Source organism: Gimibacter soli (assembly GCF_028463845.1).
Taxonomy (GTDB): Bacteria; Pseudomonadota; Alphaproteobacteria; order Sphingomonadales; family Kordiimonadaceae; genus Gimibacter; species Gimibacter soli.
On record NZ_CP116805.1, the window covers coordinates 1,150,492 to 1,170,574 of the forward strand.

General features: G+C 62.0%; 14 protein-coding genes. 12 read left to right on the forward strand and 2 right to left on the reverse strand.

From position 1 onward, the window contains the following. Nucleotides 1–15 precede the first annotated feature (15 nt). Both PH603_RS05570 and PH603_RS05575 read left to right on the forward strand, forming a co-directional pair. The gene (locus PH603_RS05570; protein ID WP_289505005.1) at nt 16–1,227 is read left to right on the forward strand and encodes a nucleoside permease; all 1,212 of its coding nucleotides are present in this window, start codon (nt 16–18) and stop codon (nt 1,225–1,227) included. Between the two features lie 138 nt (nt 1,228–1,365). Beyond that, the gene (locus PH603_RS05575) at nt 1,366–3,063 is read left to right on the forward strand and encodes an MFS transporter (protein ID WP_289505006.1); all 1,698 of its coding nucleotides are present in this window, start codon (nt 1,366–1,368) and stop codon (nt 3,061–3,063) included. 76 nt (nt 3,064–3,139) lie between these two features. On the opposite strand, the gene PH603_RS05580 is transcribed toward PH603_RS05575, so the two are convergent. Continuing rightward, nucleotides 3,140–4,411, reverse strand: a complete 1,272-nt coding sequence (locus tag PH603_RS05580) for a hypothetical protein (protein ID WP_289505007.1) — start codon at nt 4,409–4,411, stop codon at nt 3,140–3,142. 178 nt (nt 4,412–4,589) lie between these two features. On the opposite strand from PH603_RS05580, the gene PH603_RS05585 reads away from it, so the two are divergent. The 9 genes from PH603_RS05585 (at nt 4,590) to PH603_RS05625 (ending at nt 17,144) form a co-directional block, all read left to right on the forward strand. Beyond that, nucleotides 4,590–6,221: a carboxylesterase/lipase family protein gene (locus PH603_RS05585; protein ID WP_289505008.1), complete on the forward strand. Its 1,632-nt coding sequence runs from the start codon at nt 4,590–4,592 to the stop codon at nt 6,219–6,221. Between the two features lie 152 nt (nt 6,222–6,373). After that, nucleotides 6,374–8,644, forward strand: coding sequence for a TonB-dependent receptor (locus tag PH603_RS05590; protein ID WP_289505009.1), 2,271 nt, complete (start codon nt 6,374–6,376; stop codon nt 8,642–8,644). 8 nt (nt 8,645–8,652) lie between these two features. Next, nucleotides 8,653–10,404 (forward strand): carboxylesterase/lipase family protein, encoded by a 1,752-nt coding sequence (locus PH603_RS05595; protein WP_289505010.1) that lies wholly within the window; start codon nt 8,653–8,655, stop codon nt 10,402–10,404. Continuing rightward, nucleotides 10,401–11,993 (forward strand): AMP-binding protein, encoded by a 1,593-nt coding sequence (locus PH603_RS05600; protein ID WP_353507370.1) that lies wholly within the window; start codon nt 10,401–10,403, stop codon nt 11,991–11,993. The genes PH603_RS05595 and PH603_RS05600 overlap by 4 nt, the downstream gene beginning before the upstream one ends. Before the next feature lie 122 nt (nt 11,994–12,115). After that, nucleotides 12,116–12,745 (forward strand): TetR/AcrR family transcriptional regulator, encoded by a 630-nt coding sequence (locus PH603_RS05605; RefSeq protein ID WP_353507384.1) that lies wholly within the window; start codon nt 12,116–12,118, stop codon nt 12,743–12,745. A 107-nt stretch (nt 12,746–12,852) separates the two neighbouring features. Further along, nucleotides 12,853–13,746 (forward strand): SDR family NAD(P)-dependent oxidoreductase, encoded by an 894-nt coding sequence (locus tag PH603_RS05610; RefSeq protein ID WP_289505014.1) that lies wholly within the window; start codon nt 12,853–12,855, stop codon nt 13,744–13,746. Nucleotides 13,747–13,860: 114 nt separating this feature from the next. Beyond that, nucleotides 13,861–14,658: a DODA-type extradiol aromatic ring-opening family dioxygenase gene (locus PH603_RS05615; protein ID WP_289505015.1), complete on the forward strand. Its 798-nt coding sequence runs from the start codon at nt 13,861–13,863 to the stop codon at nt 14,656–14,658. 96 nt (nt 14,659–14,754) lie between these two features. Next, entirely contained in the window at nt 14,755–16,134 is a 1,380-nt protein-coding gene (locus PH603_RS05620) for a serine hydrolase domain-containing protein (protein WP_289505016.1), read from the forward strand. Nucleotides 16,135–16,325: 191 nt separating this feature from the next. Beyond that, nucleotides 16,326–17,144 (forward strand): MurR/RpiR family transcriptional regulator, encoded by an 819-nt coding sequence (locus PH603_RS05625; protein WP_434783319.1) that lies wholly within the window; start codon nt 16,326–16,328, stop codon nt 17,142–17,144. On the opposite strand, the gene lysA is transcribed toward PH603_RS05625, so the two are convergent. Beyond that, nucleotides 17,141–18,424, reverse strand: coding sequence for a diaminopimelate decarboxylase (lysA, locus tag PH603_RS05630; RefSeq protein ID WP_289505019.1), 1,284 nt, complete (start codon nt 18,422–18,424; stop codon nt 17,141–17,143). The two genes, PH603_RS05625 and lysA, sit on opposite strands and share 4 nt — an antisense overlap. 86 nt (nt 18,425–18,510) lie before the next feature. On the opposite strand from lysA, the gene PH603_RS05635 reads away from it, so the two are divergent. Beyond that, on the forward strand, nt 18,511–20,067 hold the full coding sequence (locus tag PH603_RS05635) for a serine hydrolase (RefSeq protein ID WP_289505020.1): 1,557 nt from the start codon (nt 18,511–18,513) through the stop codon (nt 20,065–20,067). Nucleotides 20,068–20,083: the final 16 nt, after the last annotated feature.

Genomic DNA, 20,083 nt, shown 5'->3' on the forward strand with positions numbered 1-20,083 from the left:
AAGGGGGAGGGGTGGATGGACACCAAACGCTACGCGCAGCTGAGCGCGATGATGTTCCTGCAGTTTTTCGTGTGGGGGGCGTGGTTTGTCACGCTTGGCACCTATCTCGCCGGGCTCGGCTTTTCGGGCGCCGAGATCGGCACCGCGTATCTGACGAACAATATCGGCGCGATCATCTCGCCCTTCTTCATCGGTCTGGTGGCTGACCGCTATTTCAACGCCGAAAAGGTGATGGCAGCACTGCACCTTTTGGGTGGTGCCGTACTTTTCTATGTGTCGGACCTCGCGACCACGAGCGCAATCATCATCGGGCTGCTGGTCTATAATGCCTGCTATATGCCGACACTTGCCCTCGTCAATTCCGTCGCCTTCAACCAGATGGCGGAGCCGGACGCCGAGTTTCCTCGCGTGCGGGTTTGGGGCACGCTCGGCTGGATCGTGGCGGGGCTTGCCATCACCTACGGGCTGACGAGCACCGGCAGCAATGTGGAAGCGACGGACCTGCCGATGAAGATGGCGGCTGCGGCCTCCATCCTGCTCGGCCTCATGAGCCTGACACTGCCCGCAACCCCGCCGGGCAAGGCGGGCCAGAAGGCAAGCCTTGGCGAAATCCTTGGCCTTGATGCGCTGGCGCTGTTGAAAGACCGCTCGTTTGCGATCTTTGCGGCATCGTCGCTGCTCATCTCCATTCCGCTCGCCTTCTATTATGCCTTCACGAACCTTTATCTGAACGAGCTGGGGATCGAGGGCGTGGCCGCCAAGATGAGCCTAGGTCAGGTGTCGGAGGTCGGCTTCATGGTGCTGATGCCCTTCTTCTTCCGCCGCCTTGGCGTGAAATGGATGCTGTTTGCGGGCATGCTGGCCTGGGTGGTGCGCTATGGCTTCTTTGCCACCGCGGCGACCGACGCCACCGTTGGGCTTCTGCTTGCTGGTATCCTGCTGCACGGGGTCTGCTACGACTTCTTCTTCGTCACCGGGCAGATTTATGTGGACCGCAAGGCGGACAAGAAAATCCGGGCAAGCGCACAGGGCTTCATCACGCTTATCACATACGGCGTGGGCCTTGCCATCGGCTCGAGCATTGCCGGGCAGGTTGTGGACCATTTCACGGTGGACGGTGCGCGCGAATGGGCGGCCATCTGGTGGGTGCCCGCGGGCTTCGCCGCCATCGTGCTGGCGCTTTTCACCCTTCTTTTCCGCGAAGAGAAAGACACGGCCGGGGCATAGTCCCGGCCGTTTGGCCATGGCAACGGGCATGCTTCGGCCGCCTCCCCAATCCGCCTGAAAAGATATTAACACGCTTGTGAGTGAATTTACTTTCTGCTACATCCTGCCCTGAGGGAAAATACGGGAGAGGAGAAAGCCATGTCGCTTGACGGGGACAAGGGTGCCGGCTCGGCTGCGGTCGGGGGAGCGCTGCCCAAGCATCACGAAGCCACGAAGAAAGAGAAGCTGGTTATCGCTGCCTCTTCGCTCGGCACCATGTTCGAATGGTACGATTTTTATCTCTACGGGCTTTTGGCGACCTATATCTCCAGCCATTTCTTTTCCGGTGTGAATGAAACCACGGCCTTCATTCTGGCGCTCGCAGCTTTTGCAGCGGGTTTTGCGGTTCGCCCGTTCGGCTCGCTCGTCTTCGGCCGGATCGGTGATCTGGTCGGGCGGAAATATACCTTCCTTGTCACCATGGGGCTGATGGGCCTTTCGACCTTCGCAGTCGGCCTGTTGCCGAATTACGATCAGATCGGCGTTGCCGCCCCCATCATCCTTGTCGGCCTGCGCCTGTTGCAGGGGCTGGCGGTTGGCGGCGAATATGGGGGGGCTGCGACCTATGTGGCCGAGCACGCCCCGAACAACCGGCGCGGCCTTTACACCAGCTTCATCCAGACAACCGCCACGCTTGGCCTTATCACTGCGCTGATGCTGGTGATCGGCCTGCGCACCGTGTTGGGTGAGGAAGCCTTTGGCGACTGGGGCTGGCGGGTGCCTTTCCTTGTGTCGATCCTCCTTCTCGCCATTTCGCTGTGGATCCGCATGAAGCTTGATGAAAGCCCGGTCTTCAAGAAGATGAAGGCGGAAGGATCGACCTCGAAGGCGCCGATCAGCGAAGCCTTCGGCAAATGGAAGAATCTGAAGTTCGGCCTGATTGCGCTTTTCGGTGCAGTCGCGGGGCAGGCGGTGATCGGCTACACAGGTCAGTTCTACACGCTTTTCTATCTGGAAAAGGTGATGAAGGTGGACCCGGCAACCGCCAATATCATGATCGCGACGGCCCTTGCCATCGGCACGCCTTTCTTCGTGATCTTCGCCTGGCTCAGTGACCGGATCGGTCGCAAGCCGATCATCGTGACCTCGTGTCTGGTGGCGGCCCTTGCCTTCTTCCCGATGTTCAAGGCGCTGACCTATGCGGGAAACCCGGCGCTTGCGGCGGCGGTGGCAAATTCGCCCGTCATGGTGCTGGCGCATGCCGAGGAATGCTCGCTGCAGTTCGACCCCGTCGGCAGCAACAAGTTCGACGCCACCAGCTGCGATATTGCCAAAACTTACCTCGCCAAGGGCGGCATCAACTATGGCAACGTGGACGCCCCCGCCGGCACGATTGCAATGGTGCGGGTGGGCGAGCGTGAAATCGCGGCACCTGACCCCGTCGGTATGACAGACGCTGGAAAGGCCGCTGCCATCGCTGCATTCGGCGCCGAGATGAAAGCGGCCCTTGATGCGGCGGGCTACCCCGAGAAGGCTGACCCCGAAGGCATCAATAAGCCGCTGGTGATCCTGATCCTTGTGGGGCTCGTGATCCTTGTGACAGCACCCTATGCGCCGCTCGCGGCATTGCTTGTCGAAATGTTCCCGGCGCGGATCCGCTATACCGCCATGTCGCTGCCTTATCATATCGGCAACGGATGGTTCGGTGGCTTCCTGCCGTCTGCCGCCTTCGCGATGGTCGCGGCAACGGGGGATATCTATTACGGCCTGTGGTATCCGGTGGCGATTGCGGCCATGACCTTCGTGGTTGGTGCGCTGTTCCTGCCTGAAACCTTCCGTCGGAATATCGACGACTAGGCCATTGGCGCTGCGCCGGGGCCGGGTTATCCCCCCGGCTTCGGACCTTGGCCCCGCGCGGCGCCTTCTTCTTTCGTCAGATTTTCAAGGCAGCCACCAGCAACCGCTGGAAGGCTGTCGTTGTTTCTGCGACCGCCGCTGCCACCACGCAGCGGGCGTCATCTTCCGCCACATGATGAAAGCGGTGTATCCCGAAGATGCCGGCAACCGACGGGTAGCCGGCAGCGATGATGCCGGTCAGTTCCCCCGCCGACAGATCCTGGCTCGAATAGGGTGCCTCAAGCCCCGAAAGGCCGGCGAACAGCTCGCGTGCTGCTGGCAGCAGGGCAGGGCTTGTGACCAGATAACGCTGTGCATCTGTACCCGGCAGCGGCATGGGCGCGCCGGTGATTTCGTGCCAGTCGCGTGCCGCCAGATTGGCGCCGAGATGCAGCCAGAAATCCGTCTCGGCCGGTTTTGGTGCCATCGCCTTCATCGATTCCTCGGCGCCCAGATATTCATATTCGTGACCGCTGTTGCAGACGAAGGCGAGGTTATGGCTGGTAACGGCCGCGGCTGCCCAGCGTGCGATTGCAAGCCAGGCGGCAACCCCGCCGCCCCGCTCGCCCGCACAGGTGAACCAGCCGGACCGCGGGGTCGATACGATCAGCCAGCGTCCCTTGCCGCGGTCGATCCGCCCGACAAAGTTGAAAGCCGGCCGCCGGCTGCTCTCACCTGTCAGATACAGCGTCGCTGTTTCGCCTGCCATGGCGGCTGCGAGGAAGGGGGCGGCGTCTTCAGGTGCGATCAGTGCCGTGGGGCCGGCAAACATCGGCTTGCGACCATCGGTATTCAGCGCGATCACCTTGCCGCTCGGGCCGTTGGTGATGATCACGGCTGCCACCGCCCCGGCGGCAAAGGCAGCCTTTGTCGGCGCCCAGATCGCCTTCGACAGGGCCGAGGACCAGCGACCATGCGGCAGGTCGATCAGCGCAATGGCGCCATCGAGCGGTGCACTGGCCCGCCCCGCGGCATCCACCCGAACGATCCGGGCACTTATCCCCTCCGCGCTCGTGGGCATCACAATGGGCTGCGGCCACACATTGGCTTTGGCGTCACCTGACACCAGCTCCGTGCGGGCGGGGGCAAAGGAAGGCACTGAAACGCTTTGGCGCTCAATTTCGAAACCGGCCTTGACCAGTTCGCCTGCCATCCAGTCGCCGCAGGCTTTGTCGCCGGGGCCGCCGGCCTGTTTGCTGCCGAAGCCGATGTACCGGATCAGATCGTCCGTCACGTTGCCGGTGATCGTGTCGTCTGCCTTGGTTGGTGCGGCGCTTGCCGTCAGGCCGCCCATGAAGGGCAGCATCATGCCACCGGCCAAAAATCCGCGCCTCGTTGGTCCCCTCACTGCTATGCTCCCCCTCATGGCGGTTGCGGGGCCTGTTCCGCAAATCACGCCTTGCACAAATATTAACTCGCATGAGAGTTTATATGAATGCGCAGGGGAGACAAGCGCACGATCTGCAACGGCAATGGGGGAGCCTGCCATGAAACTGAAGCCACTGCTTATCATGATGACCGCTTTTTGCGGCTGGACCGCGGCGTCGGCCAGCGCCGCGCGGCCCGAAGTGACGGTGGCTGAAGGCCGGCTGGCCGGCGTGACCGAGGCCGCGCTTCATATCTTCAAGGGCATTCCCTATGCACTGCCCCCGGTTGGCGAGCGTCGCTGGAAAATCCCGGAGCCGCCTGCAAGCTGGCAAGGTGTGCGGGATGCTGGCGCCTTTGGCCCGGCCTGCGTCCAACCGCCGATGCCGCAGGCAAGCGTCTATTTCGATCCGCCTGCAGCCATGGATGAAGACTGCCTCACCCTCAATGTCTGGGCGCCGGAAAAAGCGGAAAAGGCCCCGGTGATTGTGTGGATACATGGCGGCGCGCTGCAGCGGGGGCATACCTCGAGCCCGCTTTATGATGGTGCGAACCTCGCGCGCAAGGGTGTGGTTTTCGTGTCGCTGAATTACCGCCTTGGTGTGCTTGGCTGGATGGCGCATCCGGATCTCAGCGCTGAATCCCAAGACGGTATTTCCGGCAATTACGGCCTGACGGACCAGATCAGGGCGCTTGAATGGGTGCGCGACAATATCGTGGCCTTCGGTGGCGATCCGGCCAATGTAACGGTGATGGGTGAATCCGCTGGCGCACTCAGCGTTACCTATCTTCTCTCCAGCCCCAAGGCGCGGGGCCTGTTCCACAAGGCGATTGTCGAAAGCGCCAATATCCGCGCCGTTCCCAATCTGAAGGAAGCTGCCCATGGCATGCCTTCGGGGGAAGCAATCGGTGTTGCCGTGATGAAGGGGGTAGGTGCGGAGAGCCTGAGTGCGCTTCGGGAATTGGATGCGACGGCCATTACGCTCGCCTCGATGAAGGCGCGGTTCGTGCCGCAAGGCACGGCAGGCGGTCATGGCCTGCCGGCGCAGGTGGTGGATATATTCGATGAAGGCGCGCAGGCAAGGGTACCGCTGCTGATCGGGTTCAACAGCGGCGAAATCCGCTCGCAGCGCATCTTTGTGCCGAAGGCGCCTGAAACCGCAGCTGATTATGAGGCCGAAATCCGGGCACGCTACGGCGACCTCGCCGACGCTTTCCTGAAGGGTTATCCGGCGGATGACATTGCAAACAGCATGCTCGCCACCGTGCGGGATGCGGTTTACGGCTGGGCGAGCGAGCATCTTGCCCATAAGCAATCGGCAGCCGGGCAACCGGCTTATCTCTATCTCTTCGATCATTGCGACGCGGTCGCTGCTGCACGTGATCTGTGCGCCTTCCATGCCAGCGAACTGCCGTTTGTTTTCGGGCAAGCGGGGGCGGGTGGCACCGTCCCACCCAACTGGCCAAGGCCTGAGGGCAGCGAGGACGAAGCCTTGTCTGCCGCCATGATGGAGTATTGGGTGACCTTCGCGAAAACCGGTGTGCCATCAAGCCCCGGCCATGATGCCTGGAGGCCTTACGGCGACGACGAGGCTTTCATGCGCTTCGACGGCGTGCCGGTGGCGGGCCGCAACCCTGTGCCCGGCATGTTTGAAATGCAGGAAGAACTGGTCTCCCGCCGCCGCGCTGCTGGCCAACAATGGTTTATCAATGTGGGGGTTATTGCCGAGAAAGTCCCTGAAAAACACCCCTAACGCCTTGTTTCGAAAGCATCAAATCAAATATTCACACGCGTGAGAGTGAGTGTTGACGAGACGCCCCCCGGCGTGTCAATATCCAGCCTGCATCGGACTCAGGGGAGGCCGGTGCGGGAGGGGAATTTCAAGTTAGGGAGAGGGGAGGATCTATGAAAAAGATTCTGTTTGCCGTCACTTGCGCTGCTGCCGTGACGGCCGGTTCGACGTATGCCTATGCGCAAGCGGCCGGACAATCGGGCGCCGCTGAAACCGCCAAAGACGATCCGCTGTTTGACGAAATCATCGTGACCGCCACCCGGCGGAACGAAAAGCTGCAAGACGTGCCGCTCAGCATCACGGCCTTCTCGCAAGAGAAGCTGACCGAGAAGGGCATTGTCGGTTACGAGGGGCTGGCGCACGAAACGCCCGGCGTGGTGATGAACCGCCCGACCCAGAACTTCAACAACTTCACGGCGCGCGGCCTTGCCACCAACGGCTACAACGCCAACCTGCAAAGCACGGTCGCGATCTATATCGACGAACTGCCGATTTCCGCAAACGGCAACTCGACGATCCTTGACCCGAACCTTTACGACGTCGAACGCGTCGAGTTCCTGCGCGGGCCGCAGGGCACACTGTTCGGCTCGGGCTCGCTTGCCGGTGCCGTGCGTATCCTGAACAAGAACCCGGACCTTGACGAGTTCGAGGCATCGGCCCTTGTGGATTATGGTCTCACGGGCTCGGATTCCCTGCGCCAGCGCTATAACGGCATGGTCAACGTTCCGATTGTCGATAACGAGCTGGCGCTGCGTGTTGTTGCCTTCCGCCGCGACGAGGATGGTTATGTCGATAACGTCCTCACCGGTGTTGAAGACGCCAACGCCCACAAAAGCTGGGGTGGCCGCGCCATTCTGCTGTGGGAGCCGACCGAGAAACTGTCGCTTCGCCTGATGGCTTCGCACGAGGATAGCAAGCCCGAGGATTCGTCGCTGGTGAACCCGGCGCTTGGCCGCAACAAGCGCAATTCGGAGCGTCCTGACCTCTTCAATGCGAACCTCGACAATTACAACGCCACGCTGGATTACCAGTTCGACGGGGCGACACTGACGAGCTCGTCGACCTATTCGGAGTTTGACCAGACCTTCTTCGTCGATCTCGCAAACACCTTCGGCTTCACCATTCCGTTCCGGCTGGATGCTTCGGCCTACGACAAGATTTTCGTTCAGGAAACGCGCATCGTTTCCGATCCGGGCGAGAAGATCGATTGGGTCATCGGTGGCTTCTATTATTACAAGCGTCGGGACGTGGACTATGAGTATCGCGCGTCGGAAGAATTCCTTGCCGCACGCGGGCTCACCGGGCTTGACGGCGACACCTACCAGTCGTTCGGGGCACACACGAAGTCGAACGAACTCGCTGCCTTCGGCGAGCTGACCTATCATATTTCGGATGACCTGTGGCTCACCGGCGGCCTGCGCTATGGCAGCACCGACGTGCAATCCTTCACCGAGGAAGGCGGCTACAACAGCAACTATCTGGCGGCGGCACTGGGTGGTCTCACGGGCCCCCTGACCATCACGCCGGTGGTGGCGGCTGAAGGTGACAAGGCCAAGGCCAGTAAGCTTTCCTACAAGGCGAGCCTGTCCTATCGCATGTCGCAGGAAGTGACGACTTACGCCACGATCTCGACCGGCTTCCGTTCGCCCATCGTGAACGCCCGCGCAGGCCTTTCGAGCGTTGTGGACCCGAACGACATCATCATTCCTTACGGCGCATCGAGCGACAAGCTCACCAACTATGAGGTTGGCCTCAAGGGGCGCTGGCTGAACGGTGCGCTGACCGCCAACCTCGCGGCCTATGTCATCGACTGGAAAAACATCCAGGTGCAGGCAAACCGCGTGTCGGATTCGGTGCAGTTCGCCACCAATATCGGCGCGGCCCGCTCCAAGGGGATCGAGTTCGAGATTGCGGCAAGCCCCGCCGAAGGGCTGGACATCAACCTGAATGGCTCGTTCAACGACTCCAAGGTGGTCAGCCTGACGCCCGAAGAGGCCGCCATTTCGGGTGCGGTTGAAGGGGCACAGCTGGCGTCGCCGCACTTCCAGGGCTCGGCAACGGTGAAATACAGCTTCGATGTCAGCGATGACATGCAGGGCTTCGCCGCCGGCACAATCAGCCATGTCGGCAGTTTCCCCGGGCTCTTCCAGAATGTGCCGGGTCGCCCGAACCAGCAAAGCCCGACCTATGGCTTCACCGAAGCGTTCGAGAATGTGAACGTGCAGGTGGGGGTGAGCAAGGATAGCTGGATGCTGATCGCCTATGCCGAAAACCTGTTCGACAATAGCGACATCACCTATGTCCACCCGGAAAACTTCCTGGCCAGCCGGTTCGGGACCCTGCGGCCGCGGACCGTGGGCCTGCGCTTCAGCTATACTTACTGAGGTGCGTCATGAAGGCCTTTACCCCCGCGAGTTTTCACCCGAACGGTCTTCCCGCAAACGGTTCCGCTGCTGAGGCAGCGGGGCCGGGCCGGGGTGGCGCTCGACTTTTCTCAAGGGGGCTGACCCATGTTGTGGCGGCTGTATGTGCCGCAGCATGGGTTCACTTTGCCGTCCCTCTCGCCGTTGCCGCTGATGGCCCTGTCGTTCAGGCGCCCACAGGCCCGGTGAAGGGGAAGGCGGAGAGCGGCCTTCACATCTTCAAGGGTATTCCCTATGCCCTGCCGCCGGTGGGTGACCGCCGGTGGACGCCGCCCGTAGCGGTGCCGGTGTGGGAAGAGGTGCGCGATGCAGGCGATTTTGGCCCCGCCTGCATCCAGCCGCCTTCGCGCCCCGGCAGCATCTATTTCGAAAAACTGCGCTCGACGAGCGAGGACTGCCTGTATCTGAATATCTGGGCGCCGGAGAAAGCCGAGAAGGCACCGGTCTTCGTCTGGATCCACGGCGGCTCGCTGATCGCGGGCGCGGGCAGCCAGACGATGTATGACGGCGAAGCACTTGCCAAGCAGGGCATCCTTGTCGTCTCGATCAATTACCGCCTTGGTATCCTTGGCTATCTGGCGCACGCCGAGCTCAGCGCGGAATCGCCGGATCAGGTATCGGGCAACTATGGCCTTCTCGACCAGATCGAAGCCCTGCGCTGGGTCGGGAAGAATATCGCGGCCTTCGGCGGCGACCCGGCAAACGTGACGATTGCAGGTGAATCCGCCGGCGCACTGAGCGTCATGTATCTGATGGCAGCGCCGGATGCGCGCGGGCTTTTCGCCAAGGCTGTCGCGCAAAGCGCCTATATGGTCACGGCACCCAGCCTGAAGGAAAAACGTTACGGGTCCGAATCCGGCGAGGCTATCGGCGCCTGGATCGTGAACAAGCTAGGTGCCACGTCCGTGGCCGAACTGCGCGGCAAGGACGCGCAGGGGCTGGTCGATGGTGTCGGGCGGGCCGGTTATTTCCCGTTCCCGTCGATCGATGGCAAGGTGCTGCCGCATCAACTGGTCGAGGTGTTTGACCGCGGTGAACAGGCGCCCGTGCCGCTGCTTGCCGGCTTCAATAGCGGTGAAATCCGCTCGCTGCGTTTCCTGCTGCCGCCCCCGCCGGATGATGCTGCGGCCTATGAAGCAGCGATCCGCAAAGGCTACGGTGAGCTGTCGGATGAATTCCTGCGCCAGTATCCGTCGCGCCTGATCGACGAAGCCATGCTCGCCGCCACGCGCGATGCCATGTATGGCTGGACGGCGGAGCGGCTGGTGAGAAAGCAGGCCGAGATCGGCCAGCCCGGGTATCTCTATCTCTTCGATCACAGCTATCCGGCGGCTGACAAGCTGGGGCTTCATGCCTTCCATGCGGCTGAAATTCCCTATGTGTTCGGCACCACGCGGCGCATCACGGATGCCTGGCCGAAGATTCCGGGCACGACCACCGAAAAGAATTTGAGAGAAGCCATGATGGGCTACTGGTCCTCCTTCGCGCGGACCGGCAAGCCGGTAGCCGACGGCCAGCCGGACTGGCCCGGCTATGCCCCCGACAAGGGCTATATGTATTTTGCCGACAAACCGCACGCAGCCACCCATCTGCTGCCGGGCATGTATGAACTTCATGAAGAAGTCGTTTGCCGGCGCCGCGCCGCCGGTGACATAGCCTGGAACTGGAATGTCGGCGTGATTGCACCTCCCCTGCCACCCAAGACGACGGATTGCCAATGATACACGGCGCCATGCAGCCTTACTCGCTGACGCTCGATAAATTTCTCGATCACGCCGCAAAATGGCACCCCGACGCAAAGGTCGTGACCGCCCGTGAAGACGGGCCGGCGACCGGCGTGGGGTATGCCGACCTGCGGCGCCGGGCAGGGCGTATTTCCACAATCCTTGCGGGGCTCGGTATCGGGCACGGCGATCATGTGGCCACGCTTGCCTGGAACACGCAGGCGCATGTCGAGGCATGGTATGCCATCATGGGGATGGGAGCGGTGTGCCACACACTGAACCCGCGCCTCACGGCCAACCAGATTGCCTCGATGCTCGGCCAGTCCAAGGCACGGGTGCTGATCATCAGCGCTGACCTGCAGGCGCTGGCGAGCCAGATTGCCGAACGTGCCACAGCCATCCAGCATGTGTTGGTGATCGATGGTTCGACGCAGGGTTGGCACCTAGGTGGCGCAAGCCCGGACGTGACCGCGCTGGAAGCCGAAATCGAAGCGGCAACGGGCGAGGCTGAATGGGGGCAGTTTGATGAAAACAGCCCGTCCGGCCTTTGCTTCACATCCGGCACAACGGGCGCGCCGAAGGGCGTGAGCTATACCCACCGGTCGAGCTTCCTGCACACATTGCGCCTGCTGCAGGCTGACGTGCTGGCCTTGCGGGCCTCTGACGCCGTGATGCCGGTTGTGCCGATGTTCCACGCCAGCGCATGGGGCTTGCCGTTTGCGGTGCCGGCGGTGGGGGCCAAGCTCGTGCTGCCCGGCCGGCAGGCCGACGGGGCGAGTCTCGCCAAACTCATTGTCGCCGAAGGGGTGACGATTGCCGTAGGCGTGCCGACTGTTTGGGTGGGGCTCATCGATCATCTGGAAAAGACCGGCGGCGATGTGCCGAGCCTTGAGCGGATCATCGTGGGCGGCGCCCCGATGCCGCCCGCCCTGATGGCGCGGATCGAGGAACGGCTGGGCGTGACGATCCAGACAAGCTGGGGCATGACCGAGCTGTCGCCGTCCGGCACCTTCGCGCCGCCCGCTGACCCTGATCGCAAGGCGTCTGTCTCAGGCCGCCCCGCCATCGGCGTGGACCTGCTGCTGGCTGACGCTGCCGGGCGTCCGCTGGCCGAGCAGCGCGGTGTGGAAGGGCATTTGAAGGTGCGGGGCGCGGCTGTCGTTGAACGCTATTTCGGCTTTGATGAAGCGTCGACCGATGAAGACGGCTGGTTTGATACTGGCGATCTCGCGCGGATTGATGAGCGCGGCAACCTGACGATCACCGGCCGCGCCAAGGACCTGATCAAATCAGGCGGCGAATGGATCAATCCTTCCGAGATCGAGGCGGTGATCGGTGCGCTGCCGCAGGTGTCGCTTGCGGCTGTTATCGGCCGGGTTGACCCCAAATGGGGGGAGCGACCGGTGCTCTTGGTAGAGCTGCGCGAGCCGGATGCGATGACGGACGACGAGCTTCTGAAACCGCTGCAAGGCCGTGTCGCCCCCTGGTGGATACCCGATGCGGTGGTGCGCCTGCCGCAGATGCCGCTGGCATCTACCGGTAAAATAGACAAAATGCGCCTTAGAGAGATATATGGCGGTAACTAGACCTGCGGTTCCAGAAACCGTAGGGTCACGATACCGAAGACTGACGGAGAGGCGAAAGCGTGGCCGAGAATGCAGCAACAGCACGTAAACGCACGATCAAGGCGAAACAACGCGCCGAGATGATGGAACAGATCCTCGACGCCGCCGAGTATCTGTTTTCAAAGCATGGCTTTTACGGGGTGACGCTCAAGGATGTCGCCAAAAGCGTGGGAGTGCACCACACGCTCCTCAACTATTATTTCGACGACAAGAAGAACCTGTTCGATGCCGTCTTTGCCCGCCGTGCGGTGGTGACAAGCCAGCGCCGGATGGAGATGCTGGACGCCTACGAGAAGGAAGTGAACGGCAAGCCGACCGTTGAAGGCGCACTGAGGGCGTTCCTTGATACCGACCTTGATCTTTACATTCAGGGTGGGGAAGGCTGGCGCAACTATGCAGCCCTTGGCGCACAGGTCGCCAACACGCCCGAATGGGGCGCCGAAACCATGGACCGGCATTTCGATCCGGTGGTGCTGCGCCTGATTGACCTGCTGAAGAAGGCACTGCCCGATTGCTCCGACGAGGATATTTTCTGGGGCTATCATTTCGTGACCGGCGCCCTGATGCTGACGCTTGCCCGCACCGGGCGGATCGACAAGCTGTCGGGCGGCCTTTGCCGGTCGGAAGACTTTGTCGCGGTCAAGAAACGCATGGCGACCTTCATGGCCGCCGGCTTCATCGAAGTTTGCAAACAGCGCAAAGCGGAACGTTGATGCACTGAACCGGTCGGGGCAGGGCATGGGTGGATTGTTGTTTGGTCATTTTATTAACTCACAAGATAGCGAATAAAAATTCGATCCAGAAACGGGAGGAATGAGACATGAAACTGCAAGACCGCGTAGCGATTGTCACCGGCGCCGGCGGCGGGCTCGGGCGCTGCCATGCGCTGATGCTGGCAAGCCACGGCGCCAAGGTGATCGTCAATGACATGAACGGCGACAGCGCAAGGCGCGTGGCCGATGATATCCGCGCTGGCGGCGGCGAGGCCATCGGCGTGCAGGCGTCGGTCACGGATGAAGCCGAGGTTGCCGCGATGGTGACCAAGGCGATGAATGCCTGGGGCCGCGTTGATATCCTTGTCAATAATGCCGGCATCCTGCGCGACAAGAGCTTTGCCAAGATGGACATGGCCGATTTCCGGCTGGTGGTGGATGTGCACCTGATGGGTGCCGCCATCTGCACCAAGGCCGTGTGGGATATCATGCGCGAGCAAAGCCATGGCCGGGTGGTAATGACGACCTCGTCTTCCGGGCTTTATGGCAATTTCGGGCAGGCAAACTATGGGGCGGCAAAGATGGCGCTGGTGGGTCTGATGCAGACGCTGGCGATTGAAGGCGACCGCTACGGCATCCGGGTCAATGCGCTGGCACCAACCGCCGCAACCCAGATGACGGACGGCGTGCTGGCTGCCGACGCGCTCGCCAAGCTCGACCCCGCACTCGTCAGCCCCGGCCTTCTGGCGCTGGTGGCGGATGACGCACCGACGCGCGCCATCCTGTGCGCGGGTGCCGGCCACTTTGCCTGCGCCAACGTGACCCTCACGAACGGCGTTCAGGTGGGCGACAGCCCGCGCGCGGCGGAGCAGGTGATGGCAGCGTGGGATGCAATCATCGACCGGACTGGCGAGATCGTCCCGGCCTATGGCTTCACGCAGGCAGAGCGGGAACTGGCCGCCGCCGGCTTCGCACCGCAGACCCTGACCTTGCACGGATAGGGCTGACGGAAACCTTTGGCGCATGGGGCAGGCTTGGCGTGAACAAGTCTTTGTGTGTTGCCTTGAAGCGGGTGCAGGTGCACGCGATATCAGGGCGACCGAAGGAGTATCCCCATGCGTCAACCGGCTTACTATATCACTCACGGCGGCGGCCCCTGTTTCTGGATGGATTTCCCGCCGCCCCTTGGCCCCAAGGCGTATGAAAGCCTGCGGGTGTTTCTGGATGGGCTAATCGACAGCTTGCCGGCGCGCCCGAAAGCCGTGCTTGTGGTCTCAGCGCACTGGGAGGCCCCGGTGCCGACGGTGGGCAGCGGTGAGGCGCCGGGGATGCTTTTCGATTATTATGGCTTCCCGCCACATACCTATGAGCTCTCCTATCCCGCCCCCGGCAATCCGGCGCTGGCGGCGCGCGTGCAGGCGCTTCTTGCAGGCGCCGGGATTGCCTCTGCCAATGACGCCGAGCGCGGCTTTGACCATGCGGTTTTCGTGCCGATGCTGATCGCCGACCCCAAGGCGCAAATTCCGGTTGTCACCTTGTCCCTGCAGCAGGATCTGGACCCTGAAGCCCATCTTGCCATCGGCCGGGCGCTCAGTTCCCTCAGGGACGAAGGCGTGCTGATACTGGCGAGCGGCAGCAGCTACCATAATCTGCGCGATATCTTCCGGGGCGGCGAAGCGGCGTCGGTGGAATTCGATACGTGGCTCCGTGAAACGGCGGAGGCGGCACCCGAGGTGCGCACAGGGCGCCTGATCGGCTGGGAAGCAGCCCCCGGTGCGCGTGCCTGCCATCCGCGCGAGGAGCATCTCATCCCCCTGATGGTGGCGGTGGGTGCGGCCGAGCAAGAGCCGGGCACCACCGTCTATCACGCCCGGATCGGTGGCAAACCCTATTCCTGCTTCGCCTTCGGCTAGGCCTGATCCCCGCTTTCAGAATAATGTATTCTATGGATTGTACCGTTTCGGTATTTGTGTGAATATATTATTCAATAACGGGAAGTGGGGGAATATATGGCTTTCGTCAGGCGTTCGGGTTGGAAGGCTGCGTGTCTTGGCGCCCTGTTGCCGCTCGGCTTGATCGCGACGCCGGCGGGTGCTGTTGATCCGACGGCAGAAGAGGCGCTTGTCCGTATCTTCGATGGCTCGGTTGAAGGCTCCCCCGCGATGAGCGGGGTCGAGGTTGTGGTGCTGGATCAGGGCAAGGTCGTGTTCGACACAGCCCTTGGTATGGCCACGTTCGCGGATGACGGTGTCGCCACGCCGCTCACCACCGATCACAAGGTGCGTATCGCCTCGATCTCCAAGCTTGTCGCCACGGTCGGGCTGATGCAGCTTGTCGAGGCAGGCAAGGTGAACCTTGACCGTGATATTTCCGATTATCTGGGGTTCAGCCTGCGTAACCCCAATTTCCCCGATACCCCCATCACGCTTCGCCAGATTCTGTCGCATACGTCCTCGATCCGGGACGGCGATCAATATTGGCTGCCCCGCGGTCAGCACCTCCGCGATTTCTTCACGAAAGGCACGGAGCTTTATGATGGCGGCGCGCATTTCGCGGCCGCTGCGGGTGAGGCGCCGGGCACCTATTTCACCTATTCGAACCTGAATTTCGGTGTGGTTGCCGGGGTGATCGAGCGTGTCTCGGGCGAGCGGTTCGACCGTTACATGGCAGCCAATGTGCTGCGCCCGCTGGGCCTTTCCGCCAGCTACAATGCCTGCGACGTGAGCGGGCCGGAGCCTGAACATCTGGCCTCGCTTTTCCGCAAAAGCAGGGACGGCGGCGACACGTTCGCGCCGGACGGGCCGTGGCATGTCCAGCTCGATGGAGCGAAGGTCGCCTGTCACTATGGCATGACGGCGATCCCGCGCGGGGAAAGGGTGGTGATCGAGCATGAGGACTTCGTGCCCGGCGACAATCCGACCCTTTTCTCGCCGCAGGGCGGTCTCAGGGCCTCGGCCCATGATCTGGCCAAAGTCGCCCGCATGTTTTTAGGGCGGGGTGAGGTGGATGGCGTAAGGCTCCTGAAGGCCGAAACCGTCGACGCCATGTGGACGCCCGTCTGGACGTTCGACCGCGCAGCAGGGAACGGCAATACGACGGGCGAGGATGACCCCGCGCCCGGAGAAGTTGGCCCGATGCTTTCCTATGGCCTGTCGGTTGATCTGATTGATCCGGCAAGCTGGAACCTTGGCCCCGCGCAGGCGCTTGGCGGGCACCGGGGCGATGCTTACGGGCTTCTCGGGCTTTTCCTCATTGACCGCAAATCGGACAAGGCGCTGATCGCGCTGATGACCGGATTTGCTGACGATCCGGCCGCCCACAAGGGCGAAACGCCTTTCTATCGGCCCGAGGAAGAGATGCTGAAATGGTGGCTTCGCCACTTCAACTGAGGGGTGCAGATGCATCCCTTATCGGATGGTGCTTGAGTTGACCCATGAATCCCCCTAAACCGGTCAGAGACAACTTGGCCGCTGCGCGGCGACGGGGCAATGCCGCAAGGCGCCGCCCGGCCGCCACACGATCGGGGGGATCGGGTACAGAGATGGATTGTCTGGAAAGAATGCGACAGGCTTCAGCGGACATGTCGGCGAACGAACGCAAGCTTGCCGATTTCATACAGAAGAACGCCTCGCTCCTGCGGGACTATAGCTCGCAGCAGCTGGCCGAGGCCGTGGGTGTGAGCCAGTCGAGCGTTGTGAAATTCAGCCAGAAGCTCGGTTTCAAGGGTTATCCCGCCCTGAAGCTGGCGGTGAGCGAAGACCTTGCCCGTGCGATGCCGCAACAGGGCGAAACGCCGGCGAAGGCGCCGCAGCATACCCCGTCTGAAAGCAGCAGCGAGCATCTGACCCCGTTCGAGGAACTGGCCAAGGTGAAGGCCGATGTGCTGCGCTGGATTGCTGATCTGAACAGCGAGGAAAGCCTGATGAATGTGGTCCGCGCGCTCGAACGCGCCAACCGCATCCAGTTTGTGGCAGCCGGTAGTTCCGCGCTGATCGTCAAGGACTTCGCGCTGAAGCTGATGATCATGGGCAAGTCCGTGGTCGCGGAATCCGATCTGTTCATGCAGCGCGCCAACGCGGCCACCCTGCGTGGCGGCGATGTGCTGTTTGCGATCTCCGTCTCCGGCAACAACACCGCCATCACCGAGATGGTGGAAAAGGCCCGCGAGAACGGCGTCACCATCATTTCGCTGACGCATTATGATGTGAATCCCCTGAGCCTGCTGGCCCATCACACGCTTTTCACCTTCATGGAGAAAACGCCGCTCACCGTGCCGCATGTGGTGGCGCGGGTGGCGCTGCAGCATGTGATCGATGCGCTCTATCTGGTGATGTCGAGCCGCGATACGCAGGGGCGCGAACTGCTGGAGCTCAGCCAGCAGGTCTCCGAACATTTCTAGGCAAAGGCGATTGCCCGGTTGCTATCGAGCGCCATCATGTCGGCATGGCTTGGCCGCTCGCGGATGATGCTTGCGCTGCCGCCGTCCACCATCACCTCGGGCACCAGGGGTCGCGCGTTATAGGTGGAGGCCATGACGGCGCCGTAGGCCCCGGCATCCAGAATGGCGACAAGATCACCGGGCTGAAGCGGCGGCATCGGCCGTGCCCGTGCAAATGTATCCCCGGTTTCGCAAACGGGGCCAACGATATCGGCGGGCGATTCAGGGGCCCCCGTGCGCACCACTGGCACGATCCGGTGATAGGCATCATAAAGGGCCGGGCGCATCAGATCGTTCATCGCGCCGTCAAGGATCAGGAAACGGCGATCGCCGCCATGCTTTTCGTATATCACGCGGGTGAGCAACAGCCCCGCCGCGCCCACCAGCGACCGACCGGGCTCGACAATCAGGCGGCAACCAAGACCGCCCAGCCGCTCGCGGGCAAGTTTCGCAAGATCGGCAGGCGTGGGTATCGGGCCCGTATCTTCGTGGTAGGCAATGCCGAGCCCGCCGCCGATATCGATGGTGGAAAGCTTGATGCCCGCAGCCGCCAGCTGGCCGACGAATGCAGCGATCCGGTCGAATGTGAGGCCGTAAGGGGCAAGCGAGGTAAGCTGCGAGCCGATATGCACCGCCACGCCCTGGATATCGATGCCGGGCAGGGTTTTGGCTTCCCGGAACACGCCAAGCGCGCGGTTGAGCGCGATGCCGAACTTGTTCTCGGTCAGTCCGGTCGATATTTTGGCGTGGGTGCCGGCATCCACATCGGGATTGACCCTGATGGCAATCCGCGCGCGGCGGCCGAAGGCCATGGCAGCGGCTGATATCGCCTTCAGTTCGGGTTCTGATTCCACATTGAACTGCAGGATATCGGCGTTCAGCGCGAAATCGATTTCTTCCCGCGTTTTGGCAACACCTGAAAAGACGATGCGGCGCGCGGGGACGCCCGCCGCGAGTGCCCGGCGAAGCTCACCGCCCGAGACAACATCGGCGCCCGATCCCATGTCGGCGAAGGTGCGGATCACCGAAAGGTTGGTGTTGGCCTTGACAGCATAGCAGACAAGGGCGTCCATCCCTTCAAACGCATCGCGGTAACGGGCATAGGCTGCCTGCATCGCGGCCCTGGAATAAATATAGGCTGGCGTGCCGACCCTTTCGGCCAAGGCCGGAAGCGGGATATCCTCGATCGTCAGGATATCGTCGCGGTAATGGATGGCTGGACGTGATTTCTTGCTCGGCATGACGGGCCGCCTTATGGTGTTGGAATAAATTATTATCTATGGAATAATTCCGGCGAATACAAGCGTCATGACAGGGAGGACGACGAATGGGGGCAATTTGGCAGCGGCGCGCGCTGGCGGGTTTCATGCTGGGCGTGGCGGCATTCACCCTGCCGGCCAGTGCCGACGGGCTGGCGGAAGTGGAAATCGATACGCTCGTCACGTCCGCACTTCAGGAATTCGATACGCCTGGCATGTCGGTCGCCATCGTGGAAGACGGCAAGGTCACCTTCCTGAAGGGCTATGGCAGCCGTGATCTTGAGGCCAAAAAGCCTGTAACGCCCAAAACGCTGTTCCGGCTGGCTTCCACCACCAAGGCTTTCACGGCGGCGGCGCTCGCCATTCTGGTGGATGAAGGCAAGATCGGCTGGAACGACAAGGTGACCGACCATCTGCCGACCTTCCGCATGAAGGATCCGTGGGTGACGGATGCCTTCACCGTTCGTGACCTGCTCACGCACCATAGCGGGCTCTGGAACGGGGCGGGGGACATGCTGCTGTGGCCAGAGCCATCGAGCTTCACGGCAGCGGAAATCGTGGCGAGCCTCGCGACATTTGAGCCGCTGACCAGCTTCCGCTCATCTTATGCCTACAATAACGTCCTCTATATCGCGGCGGGTGAACTGGTCGCCGCTGTTTCAGGTGTGCCTTATGCCGACTTTGTGGAACGCCGCATCCTGAAGCCGCTCGGCATCGCCTGTTATTGGGGGCCGGTGCCCGCCAAGGCGCTGAAGGATGCAGCCGTCGGCTATGACATGGTTGATGGCAAGCTGATGCCCCATGTGCGGAACGGGATCGACCGTAACCCTACGGCTTCCGTGGCGGCAGGGGGCGGTGTCTGCAACGCCGAAGGCATGGCCAAATGGATGGTCGCGCAGCTTGATGGCACCCATGCGCCCTTCAGCGAAAAGCAGCGGGACGAAATGTGGGCGTCGCAGGCTCTTCTGCCGCTTTCAAAGCGGATGCAGGAAATAGATGGCACGGCGTTTCGTGCCTATGGCCTTGGCTGGCGGCTCGCCGATGTGAACGGTGTGAAGACGGTGTCGCACACCGGCACGCTGGGCGGCTGGCAGGCCTATGTGATGCTGGTGCCCTCGAAGAATCTCGGTATCGCGCTCTTCAACAATGGCTCGCACGAATATGCCCGCCAGTCGGTAATGCAGGGGCTGCTGAAGTCCTGGCTGGCGCCGGATGAAAAGCGCGACTGGGTGGCATGGTATGCCGCCGAGGAAGCGAAGGAAGAGGCGGAGGCAAAGGCCAAGCAATGGCCGGAGCCCGAAGTGTTGCCGCTGACCCGCCCGCTGGCGATCTATGCCGGTAGCTATGTGGACGATGTGATGGGCGATGTGACCGTGACGCTGCAGGACGAGCAGCTTGAAATCGCCTTCGCGCGCATGCCGGCGCTGAAGGGCACGCTGACCCCTATTCGTGACGGGCTTTTCCGCACAGTATGGACAGACCCGACGGCAGCAGGGCGCATCTATGTCGCCTTCCCGTCGGATGCCGGGGGCCAGGTGGTTGCCTTGACGCTCGATAACGCGGCGGGTGCGCCGAACCAGGCAGATGATTACGCCAGCCGCTATTTCAGGCGCCGGTCGGACTGACCGACGCCTGACGGCG